The organism is Mesorhizobium sp. B2-4-6 (assembly GCF_006442775.1).
Lineage (GTDB): Bacteria > Pseudomonadota > Alphaproteobacteria > Rhizobiales > Rhizobiaceae > Mesorhizobium.
Map to the genome: position 1 here is coordinate 310,992 of NZ_VFVI01000003.1, position 21,598 is coordinate 332,589.

Annotated in this window: 23 protein-coding genes and 1 tRNA gene; 14 read left to right on the plus strand and 10 right to left on the minus strand. The window is 64.5% G+C overall.

Features of this window, described 5'->3' with window-relative positions:
* Positions 1-59: 59 nt before the first annotated feature.
* Positions 60-2,165 (plus strand): molybdopterin oxidoreductase family protein, encoded by a 2,106-nt coding sequence (locus tag FJ957_RS11530; protein ID WP_140831411.1) that lies wholly within the window; start codon positions 60-62, stop codon positions 2,163-2,165.
* Between the two features lie 83 nt (positions 2,166-2,248).
* Here the strand turns inward: FJ957_RS11530 and FJ957_RS11535 are convergent, their stop codons facing one another.
* Positions 2,249-2,467 (minus strand): hypothetical protein, encoded by a 219-nt coding sequence (locus tag FJ957_RS11535; RefSeq protein ID WP_140831413.1) that lies wholly within the window; start codon positions 2,465-2,467, stop codon positions 2,249-2,251.
* 175 nt (positions 2,468-2,642) lie between these two features.
* On the opposite strand from FJ957_RS11535, the gene FJ957_RS11540 reads away from it, so the two are divergent.
* The gene (locus FJ957_RS11540; protein WP_140831415.1) at positions 2,643-4,130 is read left to right on the plus strand and encodes a winged helix-turn-helix domain-containing protein; all 1,488 of its coding nucleotides are present in this window, start codon (positions 2,643-2,645) and stop codon (positions 4,128-4,130) included.
* Positions 4,131-4,153: 23 nt separating this feature from the next.
* On the opposite strand, the gene FJ957_RS11545 is transcribed toward FJ957_RS11540, so the two are convergent.
* On the minus strand, positions 4,154-5,140 hold the full coding sequence (locus FJ957_RS11545; RefSeq protein ID WP_140831416.1) for a hypothetical protein: 987 nt from the start codon (positions 5,138-5,140) through the stop codon (positions 4,154-4,156).
* Between the two features lie 155 nt (positions 5,141-5,295).
* Here FJ957_RS11545 and speB point away from each other — a divergent pair, with 155 nt between their 5' ends.
* From speB to FJ957_RS11570, 5 genes are all read left to right on the plus strand, one after another.
* A complete protein-coding gene (speB, locus tag FJ957_RS11550) occupies positions 5,296-6,099 on the plus strand; it encodes an agmatinase (protein WP_140831417.1) in 804 nt (267 codons plus the stop codon).
* Positions 6,100-6,174: 75 nt separating this feature from the next.
* Entirely contained in the window at positions 6,175-6,951 is a 777-nt protein-coding gene (gene dapB, locus FJ957_RS11555) for a 4-hydroxy-tetrahydrodipicolinate reductase (RefSeq protein WP_140831419.1), read from the plus strand.
* A gap of 219 nt (positions 6,952-7,170) precedes the next feature.
* Entirely contained in the window at positions 7,171-8,130 is a 960-nt protein-coding gene (locus FJ957_RS11560) for an ABC transporter substrate-binding protein (RefSeq protein ID WP_246685834.1), read from the plus strand.
* Between the two features lie 259 nt (positions 8,131-8,389).
* Positions 8,390-9,244 carry an ABC transporter ATP-binding protein gene (locus FJ957_RS11565; RefSeq protein ID WP_140831423.1) on the plus strand — a complete coding sequence of 285 codons (855 nt, stop codon included), beginning with the start codon at positions 8,390-8,392 and terminating at the stop codon, positions 9,242-9,244.
* 13 nt (positions 9,245-9,257) lie between these two features.
* Complete coding sequence (locus FJ957_RS11570) at positions 9,258-10,133, plus strand: ABC transporter permease (RefSeq protein ID WP_140831425.1); 876 nt, start codon at positions 9,258-9,260, stop codon at positions 10,131-10,133.
* Here FJ957_RS11570 and FJ957_RS11575 read toward each other — a convergent pair whose 3' ends face one another.
* Together FJ957_RS11575 and FJ957_RS11580 are read right to left on the minus strand one after the other, a co-directional pair.
* Positions 10,134-11,522 (minus strand): sensor histidine kinase, encoded by a 1,389-nt coding sequence (locus tag FJ957_RS11575; protein WP_140831427.1) that lies wholly within the window; start codon positions 11,520-11,522, stop codon positions 10,134-10,136.
* Positions 11,519-12,196 carry a response regulator gene (locus FJ957_RS11580; protein WP_140648061.1) on the minus strand — a complete coding sequence of 226 codons (678 nt, stop codon included), beginning with the start codon at positions 12,194-12,196 and terminating at the stop codon, positions 11,519-11,521. Before FJ957_RS11580 ends, FJ957_RS11575 begins: the two co-directional genes overlap by 4 nt.
* A 483-nt stretch (positions 12,197-12,679) precedes the next feature.
* On the opposite strand from FJ957_RS11580, the gene FJ957_RS11585 reads away from it, so the two are divergent.
* From FJ957_RS11585 to FJ957_RS11600, 4 genes are all read left to right on the plus strand, one after another.
* Positions 12,680-12,913, plus strand: coding sequence for a DUF680 domain-containing protein (locus FJ957_RS11585; protein WP_140831429.1), 234 nt, complete (start codon positions 12,680-12,682; stop codon positions 12,911-12,913).
* A gap of 65 nt (positions 12,914-12,978) precedes the next feature.
* Positions 12,979-13,185 carry a DUF680 domain-containing protein gene (locus tag FJ957_RS11590; RefSeq protein ID WP_140831431.1) on the plus strand — a complete coding sequence of 69 codons (207 nt, stop codon included), beginning with the start codon at positions 12,979-12,981 and terminating at the stop codon, positions 13,183-13,185.
* A 320-nt stretch (positions 13,186-13,505) separates the two neighbouring features.
* Positions 13,506-13,712, plus strand: a complete 207-nt coding sequence (locus tag FJ957_RS11595) for a DUF680 domain-containing protein (RefSeq protein ID WP_140831433.1) — start codon at positions 13,506-13,508, stop codon at positions 13,710-13,712.
* A 279-nt stretch (positions 13,713-13,991) separates the two neighbouring features.
* Positions 13,992-14,234: a DUF680 domain-containing protein gene (locus tag FJ957_RS11600; protein ID WP_140831435.1), complete on the plus strand. Its 243-nt coding sequence runs from the start codon at positions 13,992-13,994 to the stop codon at positions 14,232-14,234.
* Between the two features lie 102 nt (positions 14,235-14,336).
* Here FJ957_RS11600 and FJ957_RS11605 read toward each other — a convergent pair whose 3' ends face one another.
* From FJ957_RS11605 to purM, 3 genes are read right to left on the minus strand one after another with little or no spacing between them, the layout of a single operon-like run.
* Positions 14,337-14,852: a histidine phosphatase family protein gene (locus tag FJ957_RS11605; RefSeq protein ID WP_140831437.1), complete on the minus strand. Its 516-nt coding sequence runs from the start codon at positions 14,850-14,852 to the stop codon at positions 14,337-14,339.
* An 8-nt stretch (positions 14,853-14,860) separates the two neighbouring features.
* Complete coding sequence (purN, locus tag FJ957_RS11610; protein WP_140831439.1) at positions 14,861-15,568, minus strand: phosphoribosylglycinamide formyltransferase; 708 nt, start codon at positions 15,566-15,568, stop codon at positions 14,861-14,863.
* Positions 15,565-16,644 carry a phosphoribosylformylglycinamidine cyclo-ligase gene (gene purM / locus FJ957_RS11615; RefSeq protein ID WP_140831890.1) on the minus strand — a complete coding sequence of 360 codons (1,080 nt, stop codon included), beginning with the start codon at positions 16,642-16,644 and terminating at the stop codon, positions 15,565-15,567. Before purM ends, purN begins: the two co-directional genes overlap by 4 nt.
* A 296-nt stretch (positions 16,645-16,940) precedes the next feature.
* Here purM and FJ957_RS11620 point away from each other — a divergent pair, with 296 nt between their 5' ends.
* From FJ957_RS11620 to hdaA, 3 genes are read left to right on the plus strand one after another with little or no spacing between them, the layout of a single operon-like run.
* Entirely contained in the window at positions 16,941-17,558 is a 618-nt protein-coding gene (locus tag FJ957_RS11620; RefSeq protein ID WP_140831441.1) for a CDP-alcohol phosphatidyltransferase family protein, read from the plus strand.
* A complete protein-coding gene (locus tag FJ957_RS11625; RefSeq protein WP_246685810.1) occupies positions 17,470-18,717 on the plus strand; it encodes an AI-2E family transporter in 1,248 nt (415 codons plus the stop codon). Before FJ957_RS11620 ends, FJ957_RS11625 begins: the two co-directional genes overlap by 89 nt.
* Position 18,718: 1 nt before the next feature.
* The gene (gene hdaA / locus FJ957_RS11630; protein ID WP_140831443.1) at positions 18,719-19,423 is read left to right on the plus strand and encodes a DnaA regulatory inactivator HdaA; all 705 of its coding nucleotides are present in this window, start codon (positions 18,719-18,721) and stop codon (positions 19,421-19,423) included.
* A 6-nt stretch (positions 19,424-19,429) separates the two neighbouring features.
* Here hdaA and FJ957_RS11635 read toward each other — a convergent pair whose 3' ends face one another.
* The 3 genes from FJ957_RS11635 to FJ957_RS11645 all read right to left on the minus strand — a co-directional run bounded on the left by FJ957_RS11635 (position 19,430) and on the right by FJ957_RS11645 (position 21,556).
* Entirely contained in the window at positions 19,430-19,693 is a 264-nt protein-coding gene (locus FJ957_RS11635; protein ID WP_140831445.1) for a hypothetical protein, read from the minus strand.
* Positions 19,694-20,209: 516 nt separating this feature from the next.
* Positions 20,210-20,286 (minus strand) — tRNA-Pro (locus FJ957_RS11640).
* Between the two features lie 73 nt (positions 20,287-20,359).
* Positions 20,360-21,556 (minus strand): NAD(P)/FAD-dependent oxidoreductase, encoded by a 1,197-nt coding sequence (locus FJ957_RS11645; protein ID WP_246685811.1) that lies wholly within the window; start codon positions 21,554-21,556, stop codon positions 20,360-20,362.
* Between the last annotated feature and the right edge of the window lie 42 nt (positions 21,557-21,598).

The following is a 21,598-nucleotide window of genomic DNA, read 5'->3' on the forward strand; positions in this document are numbered from 1 at the left end:
GGAGACTAGCCAATCATCTGGCCCTACACCTCTCCCGCAAAACCCGCTAAACACCCCGCATGAACCAGCACGCCAAGCTCCGGATCGGCCATTCGGCCTGTCCGCATGACTGCCCTTCCACCTGCGCGCTCGAGGTCGAGCTGCTCGACGACAACCGCATCGGCCGCGTCCATGGCGCCAAGGCGAATAGCTATACGGCGGGCGTCGTCTGCGCCAAGGTTGCGCGCTATGCCGACCGCGTACATCATCCCGACCGGCTGCTGAAGCCGCTGGTGCGCGCCGGCGCCAAGGGCGAGGGCGCCTGGAAGGAATCCAGCTGGGAAGCGGCGCTGGACCTCGTGGCGGAAAGGTTCATAGCGGCCGAGGCGAAATACGGCTCGGAGACGGTCTGGCCCTATTTCTACGCCGGCACGATGGGGTTGGTGCAGCGCGACGGCATCGAACGTCTGCGCCACGCGAAAAAATATTCAGGCTTCTTCGGCTCGATCTGCACCAATCTGGCCTGGACCGGCTGGATGATGGGGGCGGGCGCCTTGCGCGGGCCCGACCCGCGCGAGATGGCCAAGTCGGATTGCGTCGTGATCTGGGGCACCAATGCCGTGGTCACGCAGGTCAACGTCATGACCCATGCGATGAGGGCGCGCAAGGAACGCGGCGCGAAGATCGTCGTCGTCGACATCTATGACAATGCCACGATGAAGCAGGCCGATCTCGGCCTTGTCCTGAAGCCCGGCACCGATGGCGCGCTCGCCTGCGCGGTCATGCACGTGCTGTTCCGCGATGGGCTGGCCGACCGTGCCTATCTCGAAAAATACACCGACGATCCGCGCGGGCTGGAAGAGCATTTGAAGGCGCGCACGCCCGAATGGGCGGCCGCCATCACCGGGCTCAGCGTCGATGAGATACAAGCTTTCGCGCATTTGGTCGGCACGACGAAGAAAACCTACTTCCGTCTCGGCTACGGTTTTGCGCGCCAGCGCAACGGCTCGGTCAACATGCACGCCGCCTCCTGCATCGCCGCCGTCACCGGCGCGTGGCAGTATGAGGGCGGCGGCGCTTTCCACTCCAACTCCGGCATCTTCAAGCTGAACCAGGACGTGCTGGAAGGCACAGCGATGCGCGACCCGAAGGTGCGCTATCTCGACCATTCGCGCATCGGCCCGGTGCTGACCGGTGCGGCGGATGCGCTCTATGGCGGTCCCCAGGTGACGGCGATGCTGATCCAGAACACCAATCCGGCCAATGTCGCGCCGCAGCAGCGGCTGGTGAAACAGGGTTTTATGCGCGAGGACCTGTTCACTTGCGTGCACGAGCAGTTCATGACCGACACGGCCAAGCTCGCCGACGTCGTGCTGCCGGCGACGATGTTCCTGGAGCATGACGACATCTACAAGGGCGGCGGCAACCAGCACATCACGCTCGGCCCCAAGCTGATCGAGCCGCCGGCGGGGCCGCGCACCAACCACTACGTCAATGAGGAACTCGGCAAGCGCCTCGGCGTCGCCGACCGTCCGGGCTTCGGACTGACGGAGCGCGAGCATATCGACATCATCCTCGGCAAGCGCGGGCTGGGCAGCTTCGACAGTCTGAAGGAACAAAAGTGGGTCGACCTGCAGCCCGGCTTCGACGACGCGCATTTCATCAACGGCTTCGGCCATACCGACAGGAAGTTCCACTTCCGGCCGAATTGGACCGGGCAGTCGGCGCCCAACCGGCCGCCGAAAAGCATGGGCCTGTTCGGCCCGGTCGGGCGGCTGCCGGAATTCCCCGACCATGTCGAACTGATCGAGGTGGCGGACGAGGAGCATCCGTTCCGGCTGGCGACCTCGCCGGCGCGCAACTTCCTCAATTCCAGCTTTGCCGAGACGCCGGTCTCGAAGGCCAAGGAAGGCAGGCCCGAGCTTCTCATCCACCGCGAAGATGCAGCAGTGCTCGGCATCGAGGATGGCGGCCGCGTCGAGGTCGGCAACCGGCGCGGTGACCTGGTGCTGCATGCCAGGTTCTTCGACGGCGTGAAGCGCGGCGTGGTGATCGCCGAAGGCATCTGGCCGAACAGCGCGCATGAGCGCGGCGAGGGCATCAATGTGCTGACCGGCGCCGATGCTCCGGCTCCCTATGGCGGCGCCGCCGTCCATGACAACAAGGTCTGGCTCAGGGCGCTTTGATCACTTCGGATTAGAAGCGCTGGCGCCCAGGTCGCGGGTCTGCAGGCCGCACCGCCAGGCGCCAATCCGCAAGGCGTTGCGGATCACCAGTTGGGATTCCGGCCTTCGAGATCGTCTTCCGGGATGATCGGCGGTCGGCGGTCAAGACTGGTGAAAGGGTCCAGATACGCTGCCTTGCCTGCATTGACCATCAAACTGAGCATGGTGTTGAACGTCGCGAGGACTGCCAGCCTCGGGACGCTTGGCCGCGGCAGTTTGAGGCGCCGGACTGCAGTTGAACCGGTGGTGAGGATGTCGGTCATGATGTCCTCCTGTGACGGCGACAATGGCAGCGCTTCCCACCCAGGTCCTTGGCTTAAAACCTGAAGAGTCCTGAACGGCTCTGAAATTGCTTGAAACGAAGAATCCCAACGGCCCTGAAGTTCGCCTTCAGGGTCATCTTGGATTATCCTGCCCGCGAGGGTGGGTTCTTGGCCGATGGACTTGGAGTTTGGGAACTATCGTTTGAGACGAGCCGAACGGCAGTTGCTGGGCCCGAAAGGGCCGGTGGAACTTTCGGCACGTTCCTTCGACATCCTCGCCATGTTGCTCGACAGGCCCGATGAGGTGATCGGCAAGACCGAACTTTTCGATGCGGTCTGGCCCGGCGTGGTGGTGGAGGAGAATACGCTGCAGGTCCACATTTCGGCGCTGCGAAAACTGCTGTCTGCCGAGCTGATCGCAACCGTGCATGGTCGCGGTTATAAATATGCAGGCCCCAGGCCCTTCGCGGTTACGGCAGATGATACGGCGGCGTCCAGACCGTCCATCGCCATACTTCCCTTCGACAACATGAGCGGTGACGCGGAGCAAGACTATTTCAGCGATGGGATTACCGAAGACATCATCGTCGAGCTCGGCAAATATAGGGAGTTTCTGGTCATTGCGCGGAACTCGTCCTTCCAGTTTCGCGGCAAGGCGCATGACCCGGCGGAGGTAGCGAGCAAGCTTGGTGTCCAATATGTCGTCGAAGGCAGCGTGCGGAAGATCGGCAACAGGGTGCGGATCGCCGTACAGCTAACCGATGCGTCGTCGATGGCTCATATCTGGGGCGAACACTACGACCGGGAACTCGACGACATTTTCGCCATCCAGGACGAAATCACCCGGATGATTGCAGCGCGTCTGGCCCGGCAGGCCAGAACCGCGATTGCGTCGCGCGCCAGGGCCCGGCCGACCAACAACATGTCGGCCTACGAGTTTTACCTACGGGCGCTGCAACTGGCAGCCGTTTATGACACGGTGCTCGAAGCGGAACCGTTTCTGCACCAGGCGGTAAAGCTTGATCCGCAGTTTGCTGCTGCCCACGCCATGCTAAGCTTTGTGGAGTCCATCAAGTACTATTGGGACTACAACAATCCCGGCCATTTGCATTCCGGACTGGAGATCGCAAGAACAGCATTGGGCCTTGATCCCGACGAAGCCTATGGACATCTCGCCACCGGCTTCGCTCACTTGTACCTCCGCCAATTCAGGCAATCTGAAATCAGCCTTGACCGGGCCGTTGCGCTCAATCCGAACGATCCGTTCATTCTCAGCATCCGTGCTATTTTCCTCAATCACACTGACAGGCCGGAGCAAGGGCTTGATGAAATAACCGAAGCCCAGCGCCGCGACCCATACGCCGTGGGATGGTATGACGACTTCCGCGGCGTCCTGCTGACGACGGCTGGGCGATATCGCGAGGCGGCTGCCTGCTACGCGAAAATGGCGACTGTAACGCCGTGGTCGCTCATTCGTCTTATCATATGCCATTCCGAACTCGGCGAAATCAGGCAAGCGCAGGACGTGCTGGCGAAGGTCAAGGCACATTATCGCGGACTAAGCCTTGACCAGATCATTGATACGGAAGTGGATTTTTATCAGGACGCCACCGTATGCAGCCGCTATCGCGCGATCCTCGATCGTGTTGACAAGGCGGAATAGGCCCGTAGCGGCTTATTGCCTTGCTACTTCGCCGCCTGAGCGTCCAGCGTCTTGATCTCATCCGCGGCCGCCTTGCGGGCCGCCGCATCGACACCGGACAAGCCTTTCTCCTTGGCGAAGGCAATGAGAGCGGTGCGCGTGTCCTCGTCGCATCCGTCCGAACCCAAGCCGTCGATGCCGGCTTTCTTGGCGGCGGCGAGCACGGAGTCGCAGGCGTCCGGAGCGAAGGCGAACTGACCCATGATGGCGCCGAGCGTGAGCGGATCCTGCAGGCGCGGATCGTCGCGGATCGCCTGGATGGTGGCGCTGCCCACCACCTTGGATTTGCGATCCTGCGCGATCTGCGTCAGGTCGAAGATGAACTCGAATTCCGCCTTGTCGACGCCGGCAGGCTTCGACACAAGAATGTCCAGCGCATAGCGGGTGACTTTCTCGGGCGTGACCACCGCGCGCACCACCTTTGCCTGATGGTAGTTGCGCACCAGCGCCCAGCGCGACGGGAGGTCACCGTAACGGGCGAGCAAATCGAGCTGCTTGATGGCGGCGATCTTCTGCTTGTCGGTCTTGGCGGCCTGCGCCTGCGCGAAGACCTTCTTGCCGATGCGGTCGATGATTTCGTTCGCAAGCAGGCCTGAAGCCGGCGCGGTCTGTTGCGTCGCAGCGGTCTGGGCGGGGATTTCGGCGAGCGGGCCTTTGGCGTCGACCCAGGCGGCCAGCGCCTTGCGCGCGTCCGGGCCGAAATGGCCCTTCGGCTCGCCGGCGTAAAAGCCTTCGCTGTTCAGCGTCGTCTCGATCGCGGCGCGGATATCGTCGGGCAGCGCCTTGCCGAAACCGACGAGGTTCTCGTCATCGAGCCCTGCCGGCGCCTCACGAAAAGCGTCCATTACCGCGGCCGCGATCGCTGCCGTTCCGGCGCTGGAGGCAGGTCCGGAAAAGAGGCCGCTCAGTTCGATGCCTGCCGCGCCGTTGCCGAACACGCCGGCGCCCATCCTGCCGATGCCGTATTGCAAAGCGCGATGCGGTCGGTGATGCCTTCGCGCAACGCTTCACACGGCGTTGCCTAAGACTGCACCACGCTTTGCGATCTGGCCCAAACGGCTCCGGTCGCACCCGCCAGCTCCGGCGTCTATAGAGGCCCCTTGTCTCGGCAACGAGGGAGGATGTCGTGGCCAAGGTCTCGCTTCTGGGCATTCCGCACGACCAGAATTCGTCCTATCTGCGCGGGCCGGCCGAGGCGCCGCCGCTGATCCGGCGCGAACTCGCAAGCGACGCCTACACTTCTTGGTCGGAAACAGGCTTCGACCTGACGGACCGCTTCGTCGATCACGGCGACATCGATTTCACCCAGCCCGGCGACCCGTGGCAGCGGATCGAGGCCGAGGTCGGCCGCGCGCTCGACGACGGTCATCCGCTGATCTCGCTCGGCGGCGATCATGCGATCTCTTGGCCTATACTGCGTGGCGTTCGCCGCCGCCATCGGAACCTGACCATCGTCCATATCGATGCTCATCCGGACATCTATCATTCCTATGACGACAATCCGCGCTCGCACACCTCGCCCTTTGCCCGCGTCATGGAGGAGAAGCTGGCTGACCGGCTGATCCAGATCGGACTGCGCACCGTCAACGATCACCATCGCGACCAGTTCAAGCGCTTCGGCGTCGAGGTGGTGGAGATGCGGCATTTCAGGGAAGGCCTGCAACTCGACCTCCGGACGCCTGTTTATATCTCGATGGACATCGACGCTCTCGATCCGGCCTTCGCCCCCGGCATCTCGCACCGCGAGCCGGGCGGCTTCACCACCCGCCAGGTCATCGGCCTGATCCAGGCAATAGACCAACCGATCGTCGCCGCCGACGTGGTCGAATACAATCCGCGCCAGGACCTCTCCAACGTGACGGCGCTGGTCGCCGCCAAGCTGGTCAAGGAAATCGCCGGCATGATGCTGAAGACCAACGGCGCCGCCTGAATCAACGCTTGAATCAATTTGCCAGGGCGGCGTGCTAGAGGATTGTTCCGACTCGGGCTTTCGACAAGGATCGCCATGCCGCAGCCGCTCAGGATAGCCGTCGCCGGCGCGCTCGGCCGCATGGGCCGGCAGATGGCGCAGACCGTCGCGGCCGATCCCCGGCTGCGGCTCGTCGCGCGCTTCCATCGGCCGGGCAGCACGGGCGAGGGGTTGCTTGAGCGCGACGAAGCGCTGGCGCTTGCCGATGTGGTCGTCGATTTCACCACGCCCGCGGCTTCCGCCGAGTTGGCCAAGGCCTGCGCTGCGCGCGGCGGTCCGGCGCTGGTGATCGGCTCGACAGGTTTCAACGCCTCGGAGCTGGCGGCAATCGCCGAGGCGGCGAAGAAGATCGCCGTCGTGCGCTCCGGAAGCTATTCGCTGGGGCTCAACATGCTGACCGGGCTGGCCGAACAGGCGGCGAGGGCACTCGGCGCGGAAGACTGCGACATCGAAATTCTTGAAGCGCATCACCGCATGAAGGTCGACGCGCCGTCGGGCACGGCGCTGATGCTCGGCGATGCGGCGGCGCGCGGGCGCGGCGTCGAGCCGGACAACGCGGCGAAGCGCACCCGTGACGGCCACGTCGGTCCGCGCCCCACCGGCGGGATCGGCTTTGCCGTTGTGCGCGGCGGCGGCATCGTCGGCGAGCATGGCGTGAGCTTCCTCACCGAAGGCGAGACGCTCACGCTCTCGCATGCCGCCGGCGACCGCTCGATGTTCGCGCGGGGCGCCATCGCGGCGGCACTCTGGGTCGCCGGGCGGCCGCCGGGCGAATATGATATGCGCGACGTTCTCGGCTTCACTGCCTCGTGACCGGGAACCACGCCGGATTCCATTCCACGGCCGCCAAAACGGCTGAAAGCCAGCTGAAAGCTTAGCTATGCCATGACGGTTTTGTGGCGTTCGCCACATGAGCGGCCTGGGAGCGGCCGGCAGGAGGAAATGCGGCGCGCCGCGCCGCCCAGCGGAGGAAGTTACGTGACCGGTTTCATCTCTAAACGCGCGCTGCGCTCAGTGGCGCTGACGCTTGCCATGATTGGCGCTGGCGCATCGGCGGCCTCGGCTGCCGACAAGATCACCATCATCGTCGGCGGCATGGAAAAGCAGATCTATCTGCCGGCCGTGCTCACCCAGCAGCTCGGCTATTTCAAGGATGAAGGGCTCGATGTCGAGTTGATCAATTCGCGCGCCGGCGTCGAAGCCGAGAACGAATTGCTGGCCGGCGCCGTGCAGGGTGTCGTCGGCTTCTACGACCATACCGTCGACCTGCAGTCGAAGGGCAAATACATCCAGTCGATCGTGCAGTTCAGCCAGGCGCCGGGCGAGGTCGAGCTGGTTTCGGCCAAGCATCCCGAGATCAAGTCGCCAGCCGACTTCAAGGGCGCGACGCTCGGCGTCACCGGGCTCGGCTCCTCGACCGATTTCCTGACGCAGTATCTCGCCGTTCGCAGCGGCCTGAAGCCCGGCGACTATACGCTGCTTCCGGTCGGCGCCGGCAACACCTTCATCGCCGCCGTCAAGCAGGATCAGATCCAGGCTGGCATGACCACCGAGCCTACTATCGCCAAGCTGCTCCAGACCGGTGAGGCCAAGGTGTTGGTCGATATGCGCACGCCCGAAAAGACCAAGGCAGCGCTCGGCGGCGACTATCCGGCGGCCTCTTTCTACGTCCAGTCGAGCTGGCTCGACGGCCACAAGGACGAGGCGCAGAAGCTCGCCAATGCCTTCGTCAAGACGATGAAGTTCATCGCCGGCCACTCGGCCGAAGAGATAGCCGACAAGATGCCGAAGGACTATTACGCCGGCAGCAAGGACCTCTATGTGCAGGGCCTGGCCGGCGGCAAGGCGATGTTCACGCCGGATGGCCGCATGCCCGCCGACGGCCCGGAGACCGTGCTGAAGGTTCTGTCGACTTTCTCCAAGAGCCTGCAGGGCAAGCAGATCGATCTGTCGAAGACCTACACGACCGAATTCGTCGACGCCGCGAAGTAAGCGTTGGCAGGCGAGGGCGGGCTGTTCAGTCCGCCCTTGGAGCAATTCCAGGAAAAGTGTGAAACGGTTTTCCACCCGGAATTGCGTCAAGCAAAGAGATGGAGCGGTTTGGCGTGAAACGGCGAACCGCTCTAGGGAACAACGACTTGCGCCGGCTGCCTGAATCAATTCGGCAGCGGCGCCTTCCGGATGCCAAGCTGCGGCAAGCCCTCCGGCTTTAGCCGAAGGCATCCTCGCGCCACCACGACAGGAGTGTGCCATGCAGTTGCAGACCATGGCGGCGGAGAAACTGTCTCCGGCCGCGCCGCCGGCCGATGCCGCGATCGCCATCGATGACGTGACGCTGCGCTTCGTCACGCCCGACGGCCACATGATGACGGCGATCCGCGATTTCACCATGACGGTGGCGCGCGGCGAGTTCGCCTGCGTCGTCGGGCCGACCGGCTGCGGCAAGTCGACGACGCTCAACCTGGTCACCGGGCTGTTGCGTCCGACCACCGGCAATGTCCGCGTCATGGGCAATCCGGTGACCGACATCAGCCGCGACATCGGCTTCGTCTTCCAGGCCGACGCGCTGTTTCCGTGGCGCAGCGTCATCGACAATGTCGCCGCCGGCCCGCTCTTCCGGGGCACGCCGAAGAAGGAAGCCTACGAGAAGGCGCGCGACTGGATCGGCCGGGTCGGCCTTTCGCGTTTCGACAAGCACTACCCACACCAGCTCTCGGGTGGCATGCGCAAGCGCGTAGCGCTTGCCCAGACCTTCATCAACCAGCCCAAGATCCTGCTGATGGACGAGCCCTTCAGCGCGCTCGACATGCAGACCCGCACGGCCATGCAGGACGAATTGCTGGGCCTCTGGTCGGGGCTGAAATCATCCGTCGTCTTCGTCACGCATGACCTCGAGGAAGCGGTGGCGCTGGCCGACAAGGTCTACGTGCTCACCGCCGGTCCGGGCACGGTGAAGAGCGTCTATCGCATCGACCTGCCGCGCCCGCGCGTCATGGCAGACATCCGCTACGATCCGAAATTCATCGAGATCGCCAAGGTTATCTGGAACGATCTGCGCGAGGAGGTGCAGCTTGGCCAAAGCCGCGGCCTCCAGACCGGCCATTGACAGGAGGCACAGCATGACCGCCATTTCTCCCACCGATCAGGCCGCCACCCGTGCCACTTCGATCGTCGCCGCTGAAGCGCGGGCAAGGGCACGGCTGCGCAAGCGCCATGCCTTGGTCATCGGCCTGCGCCTCGCGATCCTCGTGGTCTTCCTGGGCCTCTGGGAACTCTGCGCCGATTACAACATCATCGATCCGTTCTTCTTCTCCAGCCCCTCGGGCATCTGGGAACAGATCTGGTCCTGGATCACCGAAGGCACCTCGCAGGGGCCGCTCTGGCTGCAGATCTATGTGACGCTGGAAGAGACCTTCCTCGGTTTCGTCATCGGCGCCGTTGGCGGCATCGTGGCGGGCATCATCCTCGGCCGCAACAAGCTGCTGGCCGACGTGTTCTCGATCTACATTAAGATCGCGAACTCCGTGCCGCGTGTGGTGCTGGGCTCGGTGTTCATCATCGCGCTTGGCCTCGGCATGGCGTCCAAGGTGGCGCTGGCTGTCGTCATGGTGTTCTTCGTCGTCTTCGCCAACGCCTTCCAGGGCGTGCGCGAGGCCGACAGGGCGATGATCGCCAACGCCCAGATCCTCGGCGCCTCGCCGATGCAGATCACCCGCTCGGTCATCATCCCTTCGGCGATGAGTTGGATCCTTGCCAGCCTGCATGTCTCCTTCGGCTTCGCGCTGGTCGGTGCTGTGGTCGGCGAGTTCCTCGGCGCCAAGCAGGGCATGGGTCTCTTGATCTCCACCGCGCAGGGCGCCTTCAACGCCAATGGCGTCTTCGCTGCCATGATCATCCTGGCGGTGATGGCGCTGGTGGTGGAATTCATCATCACCCGCTTCGAGAACTATGTGGTGAAGTGGCGGCCGGCACCTTTCAACGAGCAGGGGACTTGATCAGGCAGATCGCTCTGCAGGTGAAGCAAGCGGCAGCCGCACCTCGACCTTGAGTCCGCCCGCGGCGGCGTCGCCCAGCGTGACGCTGCCGCCGGCATTCTCGACCACCTCGCGCACGATGGCGAGACCAAGACCGCTGCCTTCCTCGGCCGAGCCGGCGAGGCGGTAGAAGCGCTCGAAGACATGCTCCCGCTCTTCCGCCGGGATTCCCGGTCCGGCATCGCTCACCGTGAGCGCGGCCTCGCCATCCGCCGTCGCCAGCCTCACCGTGACGCTACCGCCCGGTCTGGAATAGCGCAGCGCGTTGTCGACCAGATTGACGATCATCTCGCGCAGCATCGTGCCGTCGCCGACCACCGTCACCGGTCCGCTCTCCTCGAGGCCGAGATCGATGTCGCGCTTGATCGCCGCCGGCGCTTGCGCTTCCAGCACATGGCGGGCGGCTTCGGTGAGGTCGATGCGGTCGGCGCGCGGCCGTCGGCTGCCGGGCTCCGCCCTCGACAGCGTAAGCAGTTGTTCGGCCAACCGCGCCAATTTGCCCGAGCTCGCCTGCAAGGCAACCAGCGCCTCCTGGCGCCGGTCGGCCGCGGTTTCGCGCAAGGCATAGCTTGCCTGCGTCGACAAGAGCGCCAGCGGCGTGCGCAGTTGGTGCGCGGCATTGGCGATGAAGCGCCGCTGCGCCGCCATTTGCGCCCGCACGCGCTCCATATAGGCGTTGAGCGCCTCGATCAGCGGTCGGATTTCGCTCTGCGCGCCCGGGACCTCGACCGGGTCGAGATCGCTGCGGCTGCGCGAGCGCACCGCATCGCGCAGCCGGATCAGCGGCGCCAGCCCGCGGCGCAGGCCAAGCAGCACGAACACGCCGGCAATAGCCACCAAGGCAAGCTGCTGGGCGAAGGCGCTGAGCCACAGGCGCTTCACCATCGCGTCATGCCCGGCGAGCGTGACGCCGACAGTGACCTTGATCGGCGAATCCGTGCCGGCGCCGATCACGGCATGGCTGAGCGTCGCCAGGCGCAGCGGGTGATCGCGATAGGCAGCCTCTATGCTGCCGTGCTCCGGCGGCACGGGCAGGCCGGGATAGCCGGTCAGCAGCCGCCCGCCGGCGGTCTCGACCCGGTAATAGACGCTGTCCCGGTCGCCGGTGTCGAACATCTCGATCGCCGCCGGCGGCACGATGGCGTCGAGCGCGCCGTCGGCCATTGCCACCTGCTCGGCGATGGCGCGCGCCGAGCCGACCAGCATGCGGTCGGTGACGAGGTCCGCGGTCGCCAGCGCGTTGCGCTGGCTGGTCCACAGATTGATGGCGGCGAGCCCGGCAAGCGGCAGCACCACCCAGGCCAGCAATTGCAGGCGAAGGCTGCCGATCCGAAACCTGCCGATCCTCATGGCGCCGGATCGTCGTGGCGCAACAGGTAGCCGAGGCCGCGCAAGGTGGCGATCTGGACGCGCGATCCCTCCAGCTTCTTGCGCAGCCGGTGCACGTAGATCTCGATCGCGCTGGGGTCGGCGTCGGTCTCGAAATCGTAGATCGCGGTCGAGAGCGCCGCCTTGCTCACCGTGCGGCCGGCCTTGACGACGAGCTGTTCCAGCACGGCGTGCTCGCGCGGTGTCAGCGACAGCGTCGCGCCGGCAAGCGAGAACAGGCGTGTGTTGGTGTCGAAGACCAGATCGCCGCAGGCAATGACAGGCGCGGTTCGGTCGTTGGCGCGGCGCAGCTGCACGCGGATGCGCGCTTCCAGCTCCTCGATCTGGAAGGGTTTCGCCAGATAGTCGTCGGCGCCTTCGTTGAGGCCCTTGACCCGGCCGTCGAGGCTGGCATTGGCGGTTAGCACGATCACCGGCACCGGGTTGCCGCGCGCCCGCAATCTTTTCAGCACCTCCATGCCGCCCATGCGGGGCAGGGCAAGGTCGAGGATGATCAAGGCATGGTCGCCGGCGGCCAAAGCATGCTCGACATCTTCGCCGTCATGCACGACGTCGACGACATAGCTCGCCTGGCGCAGCGTTTTGCTCAACCAATCGGCCAGTTCGCGATTGTCCTCGACAAGCAGCAGCCGCATCGTTTGTCGCTGTTTCCTCCCAATGGCGTCGACCGTCGCCAAAGCGCGGCGGGCAGCGTCCAAATTGGTTCCCGAGGCAACCGATAGTATCGATCCACGCGCAAGGCAAACGTGCTTTCCCGGCGGCCGCCATCCCGGTCGTGGCGTCCGCCGAGCCGCTTGTTCGGCCGGGCAAGCGACGAAATCGAACCGTTCGGTTCAATTAATGTTGACGGTTCGTGTAGCCAAGGTGAACACCGGCAACCCGTATCCGAATCCCGCATCGCGCGGGGTTCTCTATAACCAGTTGATATTAAACGATAAGAATGTGGCCGCTACGTTCTTCACATAATTTCAAGATCGAACCGAACGGTTCGGTTCACAACTTTTCGTGATTGGAAATGGCAACAGGGCCGACCCATTTCGAGGTGGTCCGAGCGACGCGAATTTCCATTACGGCACGCCACTTGACGGACATGACTTTTGAAATCTGGAGTACCTAAAATGAACAAGATTGCTTTTGCCGCCGCTGCCTTCCTCATTGCCACGGGCAGCGCTTTCGCCGGCAGCGACCACTACAACCCCAACGATGCCAGCCAGTCGGCCGTAACGGCCCCCGCGGGCAACGTCGACCGGACCGTTACCGGCTCGATCAACAAGTTCGAACAGCGCTTCCTCAAGAATGCGCCCAGCTCGAACCAGCAGGAATCCGGCCAGGGCCTCTGGGGCAACCACTAAGCTGGTTCCAGTCCTGACCAAAATCTGACCATCAACCCATCAACCTTGAATTTGGAGTAACTCAAATGACCAAGATCGCTCTTACTGCTGCCGCTCTTCTCGTCGCCACTGGCGCCGCTTTCGCTGGGTCCGACCACTACAACCCCAACGAAGCCAACCGGCCGGCCGCGTCGGTCGACACCTCGGTTACCGCTTCGGTCAAGAATTCGGACGGGAACGTCCAGAAGCCGGCGACCCAGGCTCCTGCCCAGGATCTGTTCGGCAACCGTTGAACGCCCTGGTCTTCCAAGACTTCAAAGCGGCGGGCTTGTCCCGCCGCTCTGTTTTCTAAAGCCGGCTGCTCCCGGACCGGCTTTTCAGGGTCGATCAAGCATTCATCACGAAGCGGTGATGCCTGTAACGGTGCCACTGGTGCTGTCGAAGTGGGAGTAAGGGCCGATAGACGGGGCCGATGCCAAGGAAATTCAAGTGAGTGGAGCGAGCGGGCAGCACCCGGGCGATGTCCGAGGCTACCCTGTGCCGATCCACTTGGTCATCTGATCGTCGATCGCGCCTGATCAAACAGCGCAACCCGAAACCTGGAGTATTTGAAATGACCAAGATCGCTCTTACCGCCGCCGCCCTGCTTGTCGCCACTGGCGCCGCCTTCGCTGGGTCGGACCACTACAACCCCAACGAGGCCAACCGGCCGACTGCTTCGGTCGACAGCTCGTTCACCGCTTCGATCAAGAATTCGGGCGCGAATGTCCAGAAGCCGGCGGTCCAGGCCGCCGATCAGGATCTTTTCGGCAACCGCTGAATGGCCTGGTTCCAAGACCTCGAGCGGCGGGCTTGTCCCGCCGCTCTGTTTTTCTACAGCCGGCTACCGGCATTGTGAAATCACTTCACAAGTATTTGTATCACAAGTATTTGTAATCGTTTGTCTTTTTCTCGGCGAAGTTTGGACCGACGCTGCCGGGGCCGCTAAAGAAAGCGAGCGGGCCGGGAATAAATCCCGGCCGCCGCGGGTCTTGTCGGCAGCGGGGTCATCCTCCCAGGGCCTCCGCCTCTATGAAACCAACGAACAAGGAAAACCGAAATGACCAGGATCGCTCTCACCACTGCCGCAATGCTTCTCGCGATGGGCTCCGCCTTTGCCGGCAGCGATCACTACGACCCCAATGACGCCAACCGGCCAACCGCCGGCGTCGACAGGGCCTATACGGCCTCGATCGGCAAGCGTGAGGTTGCCAAGCAGGCCGATGTCGACACCTCGATGACGACAGGTTCGGCTGGCTCCAAGGCCTGGTCCGACCCGGGCCAGGGCATCTGGGGCAACTGATTCTTGACGCTTTGAACTGTCAAAGGCGGCGGACTTGCTCCGCCGCCTTTTGTTTTATGCGGCGAGCAGCGCCACCCAGTGCGACGAGATCGGCGGCTCCCTCTAGGCCAAATCCTTCGGCCGAACACAATGCGTCAGGCGCGCGCCGCGAAAGTCAAGGTCCACCCAATCCTCGTCCAGCGTGAACCGCGCGAGCGCCGCCGTCGGGAACTTCGCTTCGATCTTCTTGAACACGCTCTCGTCCGACCCGGCGCCGGCCAGCCGCAACACAAAATGCTGCAGGCCGGGATTGTGGCCGATCACCAACAGGCTCTCCGCCTTGGCCTGCCGCACACGCGCCAGGATGGCGCCGGCCGCCGCCTCGTAGAGTTCCTCGGCAAATTGCACCGGCACATGGTGGGGCAGTTCAGCCGCGACCGTCTGCCAGGTCTCGCGGGTGCGCAACGCCGGCGAGACCAGTGCCAGATCGGGCAGCCAGCCGCGCCGGGCAAGCTCGCGCCCTATCAGTGGCGCCGTCTTCAGCCCGCGCGGCCCGAGCGGCCGGTCGAAATCGGCGAGGGAGGGATCGTCCCAGCTCGACTTGGCATGGCGCAGGATAAGCAGTTGTTTTACGGGCATTGACGCCTCTAAGGCGTGATCCGCGCCAGCTGTTCGAGGTCGGTTTCCTCGCGCAACGGGTCCGGCGCTATCACTACTGAGGTGGCGTTGTCGGCATCGTCGGCGAAATGGGCAAGCACGGTGTGGCCTTTTTCCATGCGTGCCTTGCCTTCGGCGACCAGCCCCAGCGCCAGCGGATAGAGCCGGTGCTCGACCTTCAACACCCGCGCGGCCAGCGTGTCCTCGTTGTCGCCGACCATGACCGGCACGGCGGCCTGCGCGATGATCGGGCCGTCGTCCATCTCCGGCGTGACGAAATGCACCGAGCAGCCATGGATGCGAACGCCCGCGCGCAATGCGCGAGCATGCGTATCCAGCCCCTTGAAGGCCGGCAGCAGGGCAGGGTGGATGTTGACCATGCGCCCCTGCCATTTCTCGACGAGGCCGCGGCCGAGGATCCGCATATAGCCGGCCAGGGCGACGATGTCGGCGCCGAAGCCGGTGAGCGCGGCATCGATCGCTGCGTCATAGGCATCCTTGCTCGGATGGTCGGCGCGCTGGATGACCTTGGTGGCGATGCCGCGCGACTGGGCGATGCCGAGGCCGGCCGCGTTGGCGCGGTCGGAGATGACGCCGACGATTTCCGCCGGATAGCTTGGATCGGCGGCCGCCGCGATCAGCGCCGTCATGTTGGAGCCGCGTCCCGAGATCAGGACGACCGTGCGTTTCCTGCTCATAGGCCGATCGAGCCCCGATAGATGACGCCGGCGTCTCGGCGCGGCACGATGCGGCCGATCGGCGTCACCGTTTCGCCGGCTTCCTGCAGCACTGCCGCTACTTGCGCTGCCTGGCCGGAAGCGACGGCGAGGACCATGCCGATGCCGCAGTTGAAGGTGCGCATCATTTCTTCCGGCGCCACGCCGCCGGTCTTGGCCAGCCACGAGAACACCGCCGGCACGTCGATCGCCTCGAGATCGAGCTCGGCGGAGAAATCCTTGGGCAGCACGCGCGGAATGTTTTCCGGGAAACCGCCGCCGGTGATGTGGGCCAGCGCCTTGATGCCATGCGTGTTGCGGATCGCCTTCAGGATCGACTTCACATAGATGCGCGTCGGCTCGAGCAGCGCCTCCGCGAGGCTCAGTTCCTCGTTGAACGGCGCCGGATCGCTCCAGCCAAGGCCGCTCGTGGCAACGATCCGGCGCACCAGCGAAAAGCCGTTGGAGTGCAGGCCGGACGAGGCAAGGCCGAGCAGCATGTCGCCCTCGACGATGTCGTCGGTCGGCAGCAACTGGCCGCGTTCGGCCGCGCCCACGGCGAAGCCGGCGAGGTCATAGTCCTTGTCGTGATACATGCCGGGCATTTCCGCCGTCTCGCCGCCGATCAGCGCGCAGCCGGCCTGCCGGCAGCCTTGCGCGATGCCGCCGACGATCGAAGCGCCCTGGTCCGGGTCGAGCTTGCCGGTGGCGAAATAGTCCAGGAAGAACAGCGGCTCGGCGCCCTGCACGACGATGTCGTTGACGCACATGGCGACGAGGTCGATGCCGATCGTATCGTGCTTGCCGGCGTCGATGGCGATCTTGAGCTTGGTGCCGACGCCGTCATTGGCCGCGACCAGCACCGGATCGGTGAAGCCGGCGGCCTTCAGGTCGAACAGCCCGCCGAAGCCGCCGATCTCACCGTCGGCGCCCGGCCGGCGCGTCATGCGCACGAGCGGCTTGATCTTCTCGACCATCAGGTTCCCGGCATCGATATCGACGCCAGCCTCGGCATAGGTGAGACCGTTCTTGCGCTTGGCCTGGTCGCCCTTGCTCATGGTCGGCTCGTCCCTGTTTGTCATTGCGGGCTCTTCGCATGAATGGTTTCGGGGAGCAAGGATGACGGTCGTCGAGGCGGACAAAACACCGTGGAAAGTGGGCGAGGCGATCGAGCGATCAGCTTTTCGATATCCAATGAGCAACGGTCGATAAGCTGGCGGGACAGCACCCCTCTCTGCCTTGCCAGACATCCCCCGCGAGGGAAGAGATTGGCAGCTTCCGCGCCGCTTCCACTTGCCCAATTTGCCCATCTCCCTCATCTATTCCCCAACAAAGGACCACGACGGGACATCACGTGACCTTTCCCAACATGATCACGATCATGCGGCTGCTGCTCGTGCCCGCCGTGGTGCTGGCGATGCTGAATGCGCGTTGGGACTGGGCCTTCGCCGGGTTCCTCGTCGCCGGCGTCTCCGACGGTGTCGACGGCTTCATCGCGCGTCGCTGGAACCAGTCATCCAGCCTCGGCGCCTATCTCGATCCCATCGCCGACAAGCTGCTGCTGGTCTCGGTCTTCGTCGTCATGGGTTTTGCCGGCGAACTGCCGCTCTGGCTGGTGGTGACCATGGTCTCGCGTGACGGGCTGATCGTCTGCGCCGTGCTCTTGTCCAGCGTCATGAGCCATCCGGTCGAGATGAAGCCGCTCTTCGTGTCGAAGGCCAACACCGCGGCGCAGATCGTGCTGGCGGCGCTTGTGCTGGGCGAGTTGGCCTTCTCGGTGCATCTCGGCCCGCTGCGGACCGCGCTCATATTGCTGACCGGGGTCTTGACCGTGGCTTCGGCCGCGGCCTATCTCGTGGCTTGGCTAAGACATATGAGCGGCTATGGCGAAGGCTCCCGGACGAGCAACTCCCAGACCGGCGACATCAAGTCGGGCATCGGCAAGTCGGGCGGTTCCAACACGGGCGCCTGACAATGACGCCGCGGCGATCGCGGCCGACGACGGCTCGGGCGGGCTTCGCCGCCAGGCCTTCTTCTGGCTGGCCACGGCTGTCCTGCTGGCGCTGTTCCTCTATGTCTTCTCGGGCATCCTCCTGCCTTTCGTCGCCGGCATGGTGCTCGCCTATTTCCTCGACCCGGTCGCGGACTGGCTGCAGCGTCTCGGCCTCTCGCGCCTGATGGCGACGGTAGTGATCCTGATTGCCTTCATCGTCGTCGTGGTGCTGGCCTTCGTTATCCTGGTGCCGGTGCTGGCCACCCAGATGGCCGATTTCGCCCGCAAGCTGCCGGAATATCTCACCCGGCTGCAGTCGCTGATCACCAGCTTCGACCCGAAATGGCTGGAGCAGCGCTTTGGCGTCAACGCCGCCGGCCTGCGCGACGGGCTGAACTCGCTGCTGACCACCGGCTTCGGGCTGCTCACCACCGTCTTCACCTCGATCTGGAGCTCGGGCGTGGCGTTGGTATCGGTCGTCAGCCTGTTCGTCGTCACCCCGGTCGTCGCCTTCTACATGCTGCTCGACTGGGACCGCATGGTGGCGGTGGTCGACAGCTGGGTGCCGCGCGACTATGTCGAGACGGTGCGCGCGCTCGCCCGCGACATCAACACCGCCACCGCCGGCTTCGTGCGCGGTCAAGGCACGCTCTGCCTGGTGCTCGGCGCGATGTATGCCACGGGCCTGACGCTGACCGGGCTGAACTTCGCCATCCTCATCGGCTTCTTCGCCGGGCTGATCTCCTTCATCCCCTATGTCGGCTCCTTGACCGGGCTGGTGCTCGCCGTCGGCGTCGCCTTCGTCCAGTTCTGGCCGGACTGGACAATGATCGTGGCGGTGGCCTGCGTGTTCTTCGTCGGCCAGTTCATCGAGGGCAACATCCTACAGCCGAGGCTGGTCGGCAAAAGCGTCGGTCTGCATCCGGTCTGGCTGATGTTCGCGCTGTTTGCCTTCGGCGCGCTGTTCGGCTTCGTCGGCCTTTTGATCGCCGTCCCGGCCTCGGCTGCGATCGCCGTACTGGTGCGCTTCGCCATCGGCCGCTATCTCGAATCGCCGCTCTACAAGGGTCACGCCGCCCGGCCCGTGCCGCCATTGCCAGCCGATCGCGGCGGCGGCCATCGCTCGAAGCGGGGCTGAAATGGCTGCTCAGCCAGCCGATACGCCGCGCCAGCTGCCGCTCGATCTCGGCCACGGCACCGGCTATTCGCGCGACGAACTCGTCGTCTCGGGCACCAATGCGCAGGCGGCATCGCTGATCGACCGCTGGCCCGACTGGCCGTCGCCGGTGGTCGTGCTGGCAGGGCCGCCCGGTTCCGGCAAGACGCATCTCGCCCGGATCTGGCAGGATCGGACGCATGCCGTCGCCATCGATCCCGGCCGGATCGACGAGCACATTGCCGGTCTCGGCACCAGGCCGGCGCTCATCGACGATATCGACAAGGGGCCGATCGACGAGCAGGGCCTGTTCCACCTGATCAACGCCGTGCGCGGCGCGGGTTCGACGCTGCTTTTGACGGCGCGGCGGTTCCCCTCGGCCTGGCGCGTCGCGCTGCCCGATCTCATCTCGCGGCTGAAGGCGGCGGCCACGGTCGAGATCCACGAGCCCGACGACCTTTTGCTTGCCGGCGTCATCACAAAGCTGTTCGCCGACCGCCAGGTCGAAGTCGAGCCGCATGTGGTGCAATACCTGGTGCGCCGCATCGAGCGTTCGCTCGGCACCGCGATGCGCGTCGTCGAGCGCCTCGATCGCGCCGCCCTCGAGCGCAAGACGCCGATCACCCGCGTCTTGGCGGCCGAGACCGTCAGCGCCATGGACGAGGGGCAGGGCGAGTTCGATATCTGAGGCCTGTCACGCCCATAGTCCGGCCAGATGCCGGGCCAAAAGATAGACTCCCGTGTGCGCCGCCACATAACAGGCGGCGACTAGGATGAAGAACATCAGGCCGGCGGACCGCGACCGGGCTACGCCGCCATTCCTCTTGCTGGGCCGGTTGTTCCAAACCCACAGGACAGCGCACAGAATTGCCCAGACCACCATCACCGCAACCGTAAAGCCGTAATAGGCCAGATAGGCCGGGCCGATCAGCGACAGCAGAGCCTCGAGAACGGGCATCGAAAATCCCCCTGGTTCGAAGTCTAGACCGGCGACAAAGTTGGAGGCGAGGGATTATTCGAGCCACGGCAGGCGTTTCCGTGATCTACCTGTGGGAGCACGCGGCGTAGCGGTCCCATTCCGGAACAGTCTTTCCGGCATCACTCTTGCAACGCGGACCGTGCCGGCTGATCCCGGCCCCGGTCGCGTTCCAGATCGGGTTGTAGGCTCGCCGGGCTCGAGGTGTTGGGGTTCTCGCCCGGCGGGTTTACCGTGACTTCGGCTGCGCCGTTGAATGGCTGGTTCCGCTTGCCCGTGAGCCTGTCCCGCGCCGAGCAGCAAGCTGCCGCCACCATGGCGGGGCCGCATCGACGCGCGTCGTTGAAGAGGAGGGACCATAGGTCGCGGAGTACCCATGTCAGCTGCCCTGGAAACATCCGCAACGACGATGATGTCGGTGTTGGCGTCCCAATTGTCCCTGTCCTTCCGGTTGTAATGCAGGGACGGCGAGACCGATTTGGTCTAGGAAAGAAGCAATGGTCGGAGTGGCAGGATTCGAACCTGCGACCCCCTGATCCCAAATCAGGTGCGCTACCAGGCTGCGCTACACTCCGACGTCCCGCGGCGTATAGGGGGCGCACGCTCGGAAGGCAACACAAAAACCGAGGTCGGAACTGACGATGCCGCTCAGCGCTTCTGGCCGACGATCTTCCTGGCGATCGCTGTGCCCTGAATCCTTGCATTGGAAAAGCAGCCGCGAATGCTCGGCCGCATGCCGGTGAACCAGAGCCCGGGCAGCTTCGGGTCGTTGGCGGCGCCGTTGAACAGCGGCACGCCTTTGGCGTCGACCACGCCGAGCCGGCCCAGCATCGTCTCCAGCCCCGTGCGGTAGCCGGTGGCGGCAATGACGATGTCGGGCGCGATCATCTGTCCATTGTCCAGCACCACGCCGTCGCGACTGAATTCGCGCGGTTGCGGCACCACGATGATGCGTCCGGCCTTGATGGCATCGACCGCGCCGTCGTCGGCGGCGATCGCCGTATAGTCGGAGCCGAGCCGGCTGGCGCCGCCCGACGGGGCAGGAGGCAGGCCGTATTTCGTCAGATCCCCGAACACCAGGCGCTGCGTTGCAGCCATGGCCGCGTCCGCGAGCCATGTCGGCAGGCTTGCCATCACCGGCGAGATGCGATGCACCGCGATCTTGCCGATGCGCCTGGGCAGCAGCGAAGGTCCATTGCGCGCCGAAAGCCACATCTGGCCCGTCTCGACGCGGGAAAGATGGTTGAGCGCGTCGAAGCCGGAATTGCCGGCGCCGACCACCAGCACCTTCTTGCCGGCATAGTCGCTCGCCTTGCCGAAATCGGCCGAGTGGATGATCGATCCTGAAAAATCCGCAATGCCCTTCCAGGCCGGGATGAAGGGTTGCCGGTCGCGCCCGGTGGCAACCACCACATATCGCGCCGCCTTCAAGCCCGCGCTTGTCCGCAGCAGCCAGTGGTCGCCGCGAAATTCGATCTCGTCGACCTTGACGCCGAAGGCGATCGGCAGCCTGTGCGTCTCAGCGAAATCGTTGAGATGGCGGATGACGGCGCTGCGGTGCGGGAAGGCCGGCGTTCCTGCCGGAAAGGATACGCCCGGCAGCGAGGAGAGGTCGCGATGCGTGTTGAGGTGCAGGTTGTCGTGGCGGCGATGCCAGGGCTCGGCCAGCCGTTCCTCGCGTTCCAGGAGCTGCGTCGTCACGCCGGCCTTGGCCAGCGCATGCGCGGCGGCAAGCCCCGCGGCGCCCGCGCCGATGACAATCGCGCCTTCCAATATCGCTGGCTCGCCGACCCCCGACGGCAAGACTTTCGCTTCCGCGCCCATACGTGTCTTTATCGTCGTCATCATGCCTTCAACTGGCACGACCATGTATCTGACATATGCCGC

What these genes read in the sequence shown, in the direction of transcription:
- FJ957_RS11530 (WP_140831411.1), top strand. Translation starts at nt 60, where the DNA reads ATGAACCAGCACGCCAAGCTCCGGATCGGCCATTCGGCCTGTCCGCAT.
- FJ957_RS11535 (WP_140831413.1), bottom strand. Translation starts at nt 2,467, where the DNA reads ATGACCGACATCCTCACCACCGGTTCAACTGCAGTCCGGCGCCTCAAA.
- FJ957_RS11540 (WP_140831415.1), top strand. Translation starts at nt 2,643, where the DNA reads ATGGACTTGGAGTTTGGGAACTATCGTTTGAGACGAGCCGAACGGCAG.
- dapB (WP_140831419.1), top strand. Translation starts at nt 6,175, where the DNA reads ATGCCGCAGCCGCTCAGGATAGCCGTCGCCGGCGCGCTCGGCCGCATG.
- FJ957_RS11560 (WP_246685834.1), top strand. Translation starts at nt 7,171, where the DNA reads ATGATTGGCGCTGGCGCATCGGCGGCCTCGGCTGCCGACAAGATCACC.
- FJ957_RS11565 (WP_140831423.1), top strand. Translation starts at nt 8,390, where the DNA reads ATGCAGTTGCAGACCATGGCGGCGGAGAAACTGTCTCCGGCCGCGCCG.
- FJ957_RS11570 (WP_140831425.1), top strand. Translation starts at nt 9,258, where the DNA reads ATGACCGCCATTTCTCCCACCGATCAGGCCGCCACCCGTGCCACTTCG.
- FJ957_RS11575 (WP_140831427.1), bottom strand. Translation starts at nt 11,522, where the DNA reads ATGAGGATCGGCAGGTTTCGGATCGGCAGCCTTCGCCTGCAATTGCTG.
- FJ957_RS11580 (WP_140648061.1), bottom strand. Translation starts at nt 12,196, where the DNA reads ATGCGGCTGCTGCTTGTCGAGGACAATCGCGAACTGGCCGATTGGTTG.
- FJ957_RS11585 (WP_140831429.1), top strand. Translation starts at nt 12,680, where the DNA reads ATGAACAAGATTGCTTTTGCCGCCGCTGCCTTCCTCATTGCCACGGGC.
- FJ957_RS11590 (WP_140831431.1), top strand. Translation starts at nt 12,979, where the DNA reads ATGACCAAGATCGCTCTTACTGCTGCCGCTCTTCTCGTCGCCACTGGC.
- FJ957_RS11595 (WP_140831433.1), top strand. Translation starts at nt 13,506, where the DNA reads ATGACCAAGATCGCTCTTACCGCCGCCGCCCTGCTTGTCGCCACTGGC.
- FJ957_RS11600 (WP_140831435.1), top strand. Translation starts at nt 13,992, where the DNA reads ATGACCAGGATCGCTCTCACCACTGCCGCAATGCTTCTCGCGATGGGC.
- FJ957_RS11605 (WP_140831437.1), bottom strand. Translation starts at nt 14,852, where the DNA reads ATGCCCGTAAAACAACTGCTTATCCTGCGCCATGCCAAGTCGAGCTGG.
- purN (WP_140831439.1), bottom strand. Translation starts at nt 15,568, where the DNA reads ATGAGCAGGAAACGCACGGTCGTCCTGATCTCGGGACGCGGCTCCAAC.
- purM (WP_140831890.1), bottom strand. Translation starts at nt 16,644, where the DNA reads ATGAGCAAGGGCGACCAGGCCAAGCGCAAGAACGGTCTCACCTATGCC.
- FJ957_RS11625 (WP_246685810.1), top strand. Translation starts at nt 17,470, where the DNA reads ATGGCGAAGGCTCCCGGACGAGCAACTCCCAGACCGGCGACATCAAGT.
- hdaA (WP_140831443.1), top strand. Translation starts at nt 18,719, where the DNA reads ATGGCTGCTCAGCCAGCCGATACGCCGCGCCAGCTGCCGCTCGATCTC.
- FJ957_RS11635 (WP_140831445.1), bottom strand. Translation starts at nt 19,693, where the DNA reads ATGCCCGTTCTCGAGGCTCTGCTGTCGCTGATCGGCCCGGCCTATCTG.
- FJ957_RS11645 (WP_246685811.1), bottom strand. Translation starts at nt 21,556, where the DNA reads ATGACGACGATAAAGACACGTATGGGCGCGGAAGCGAAAGTCTTGCCG.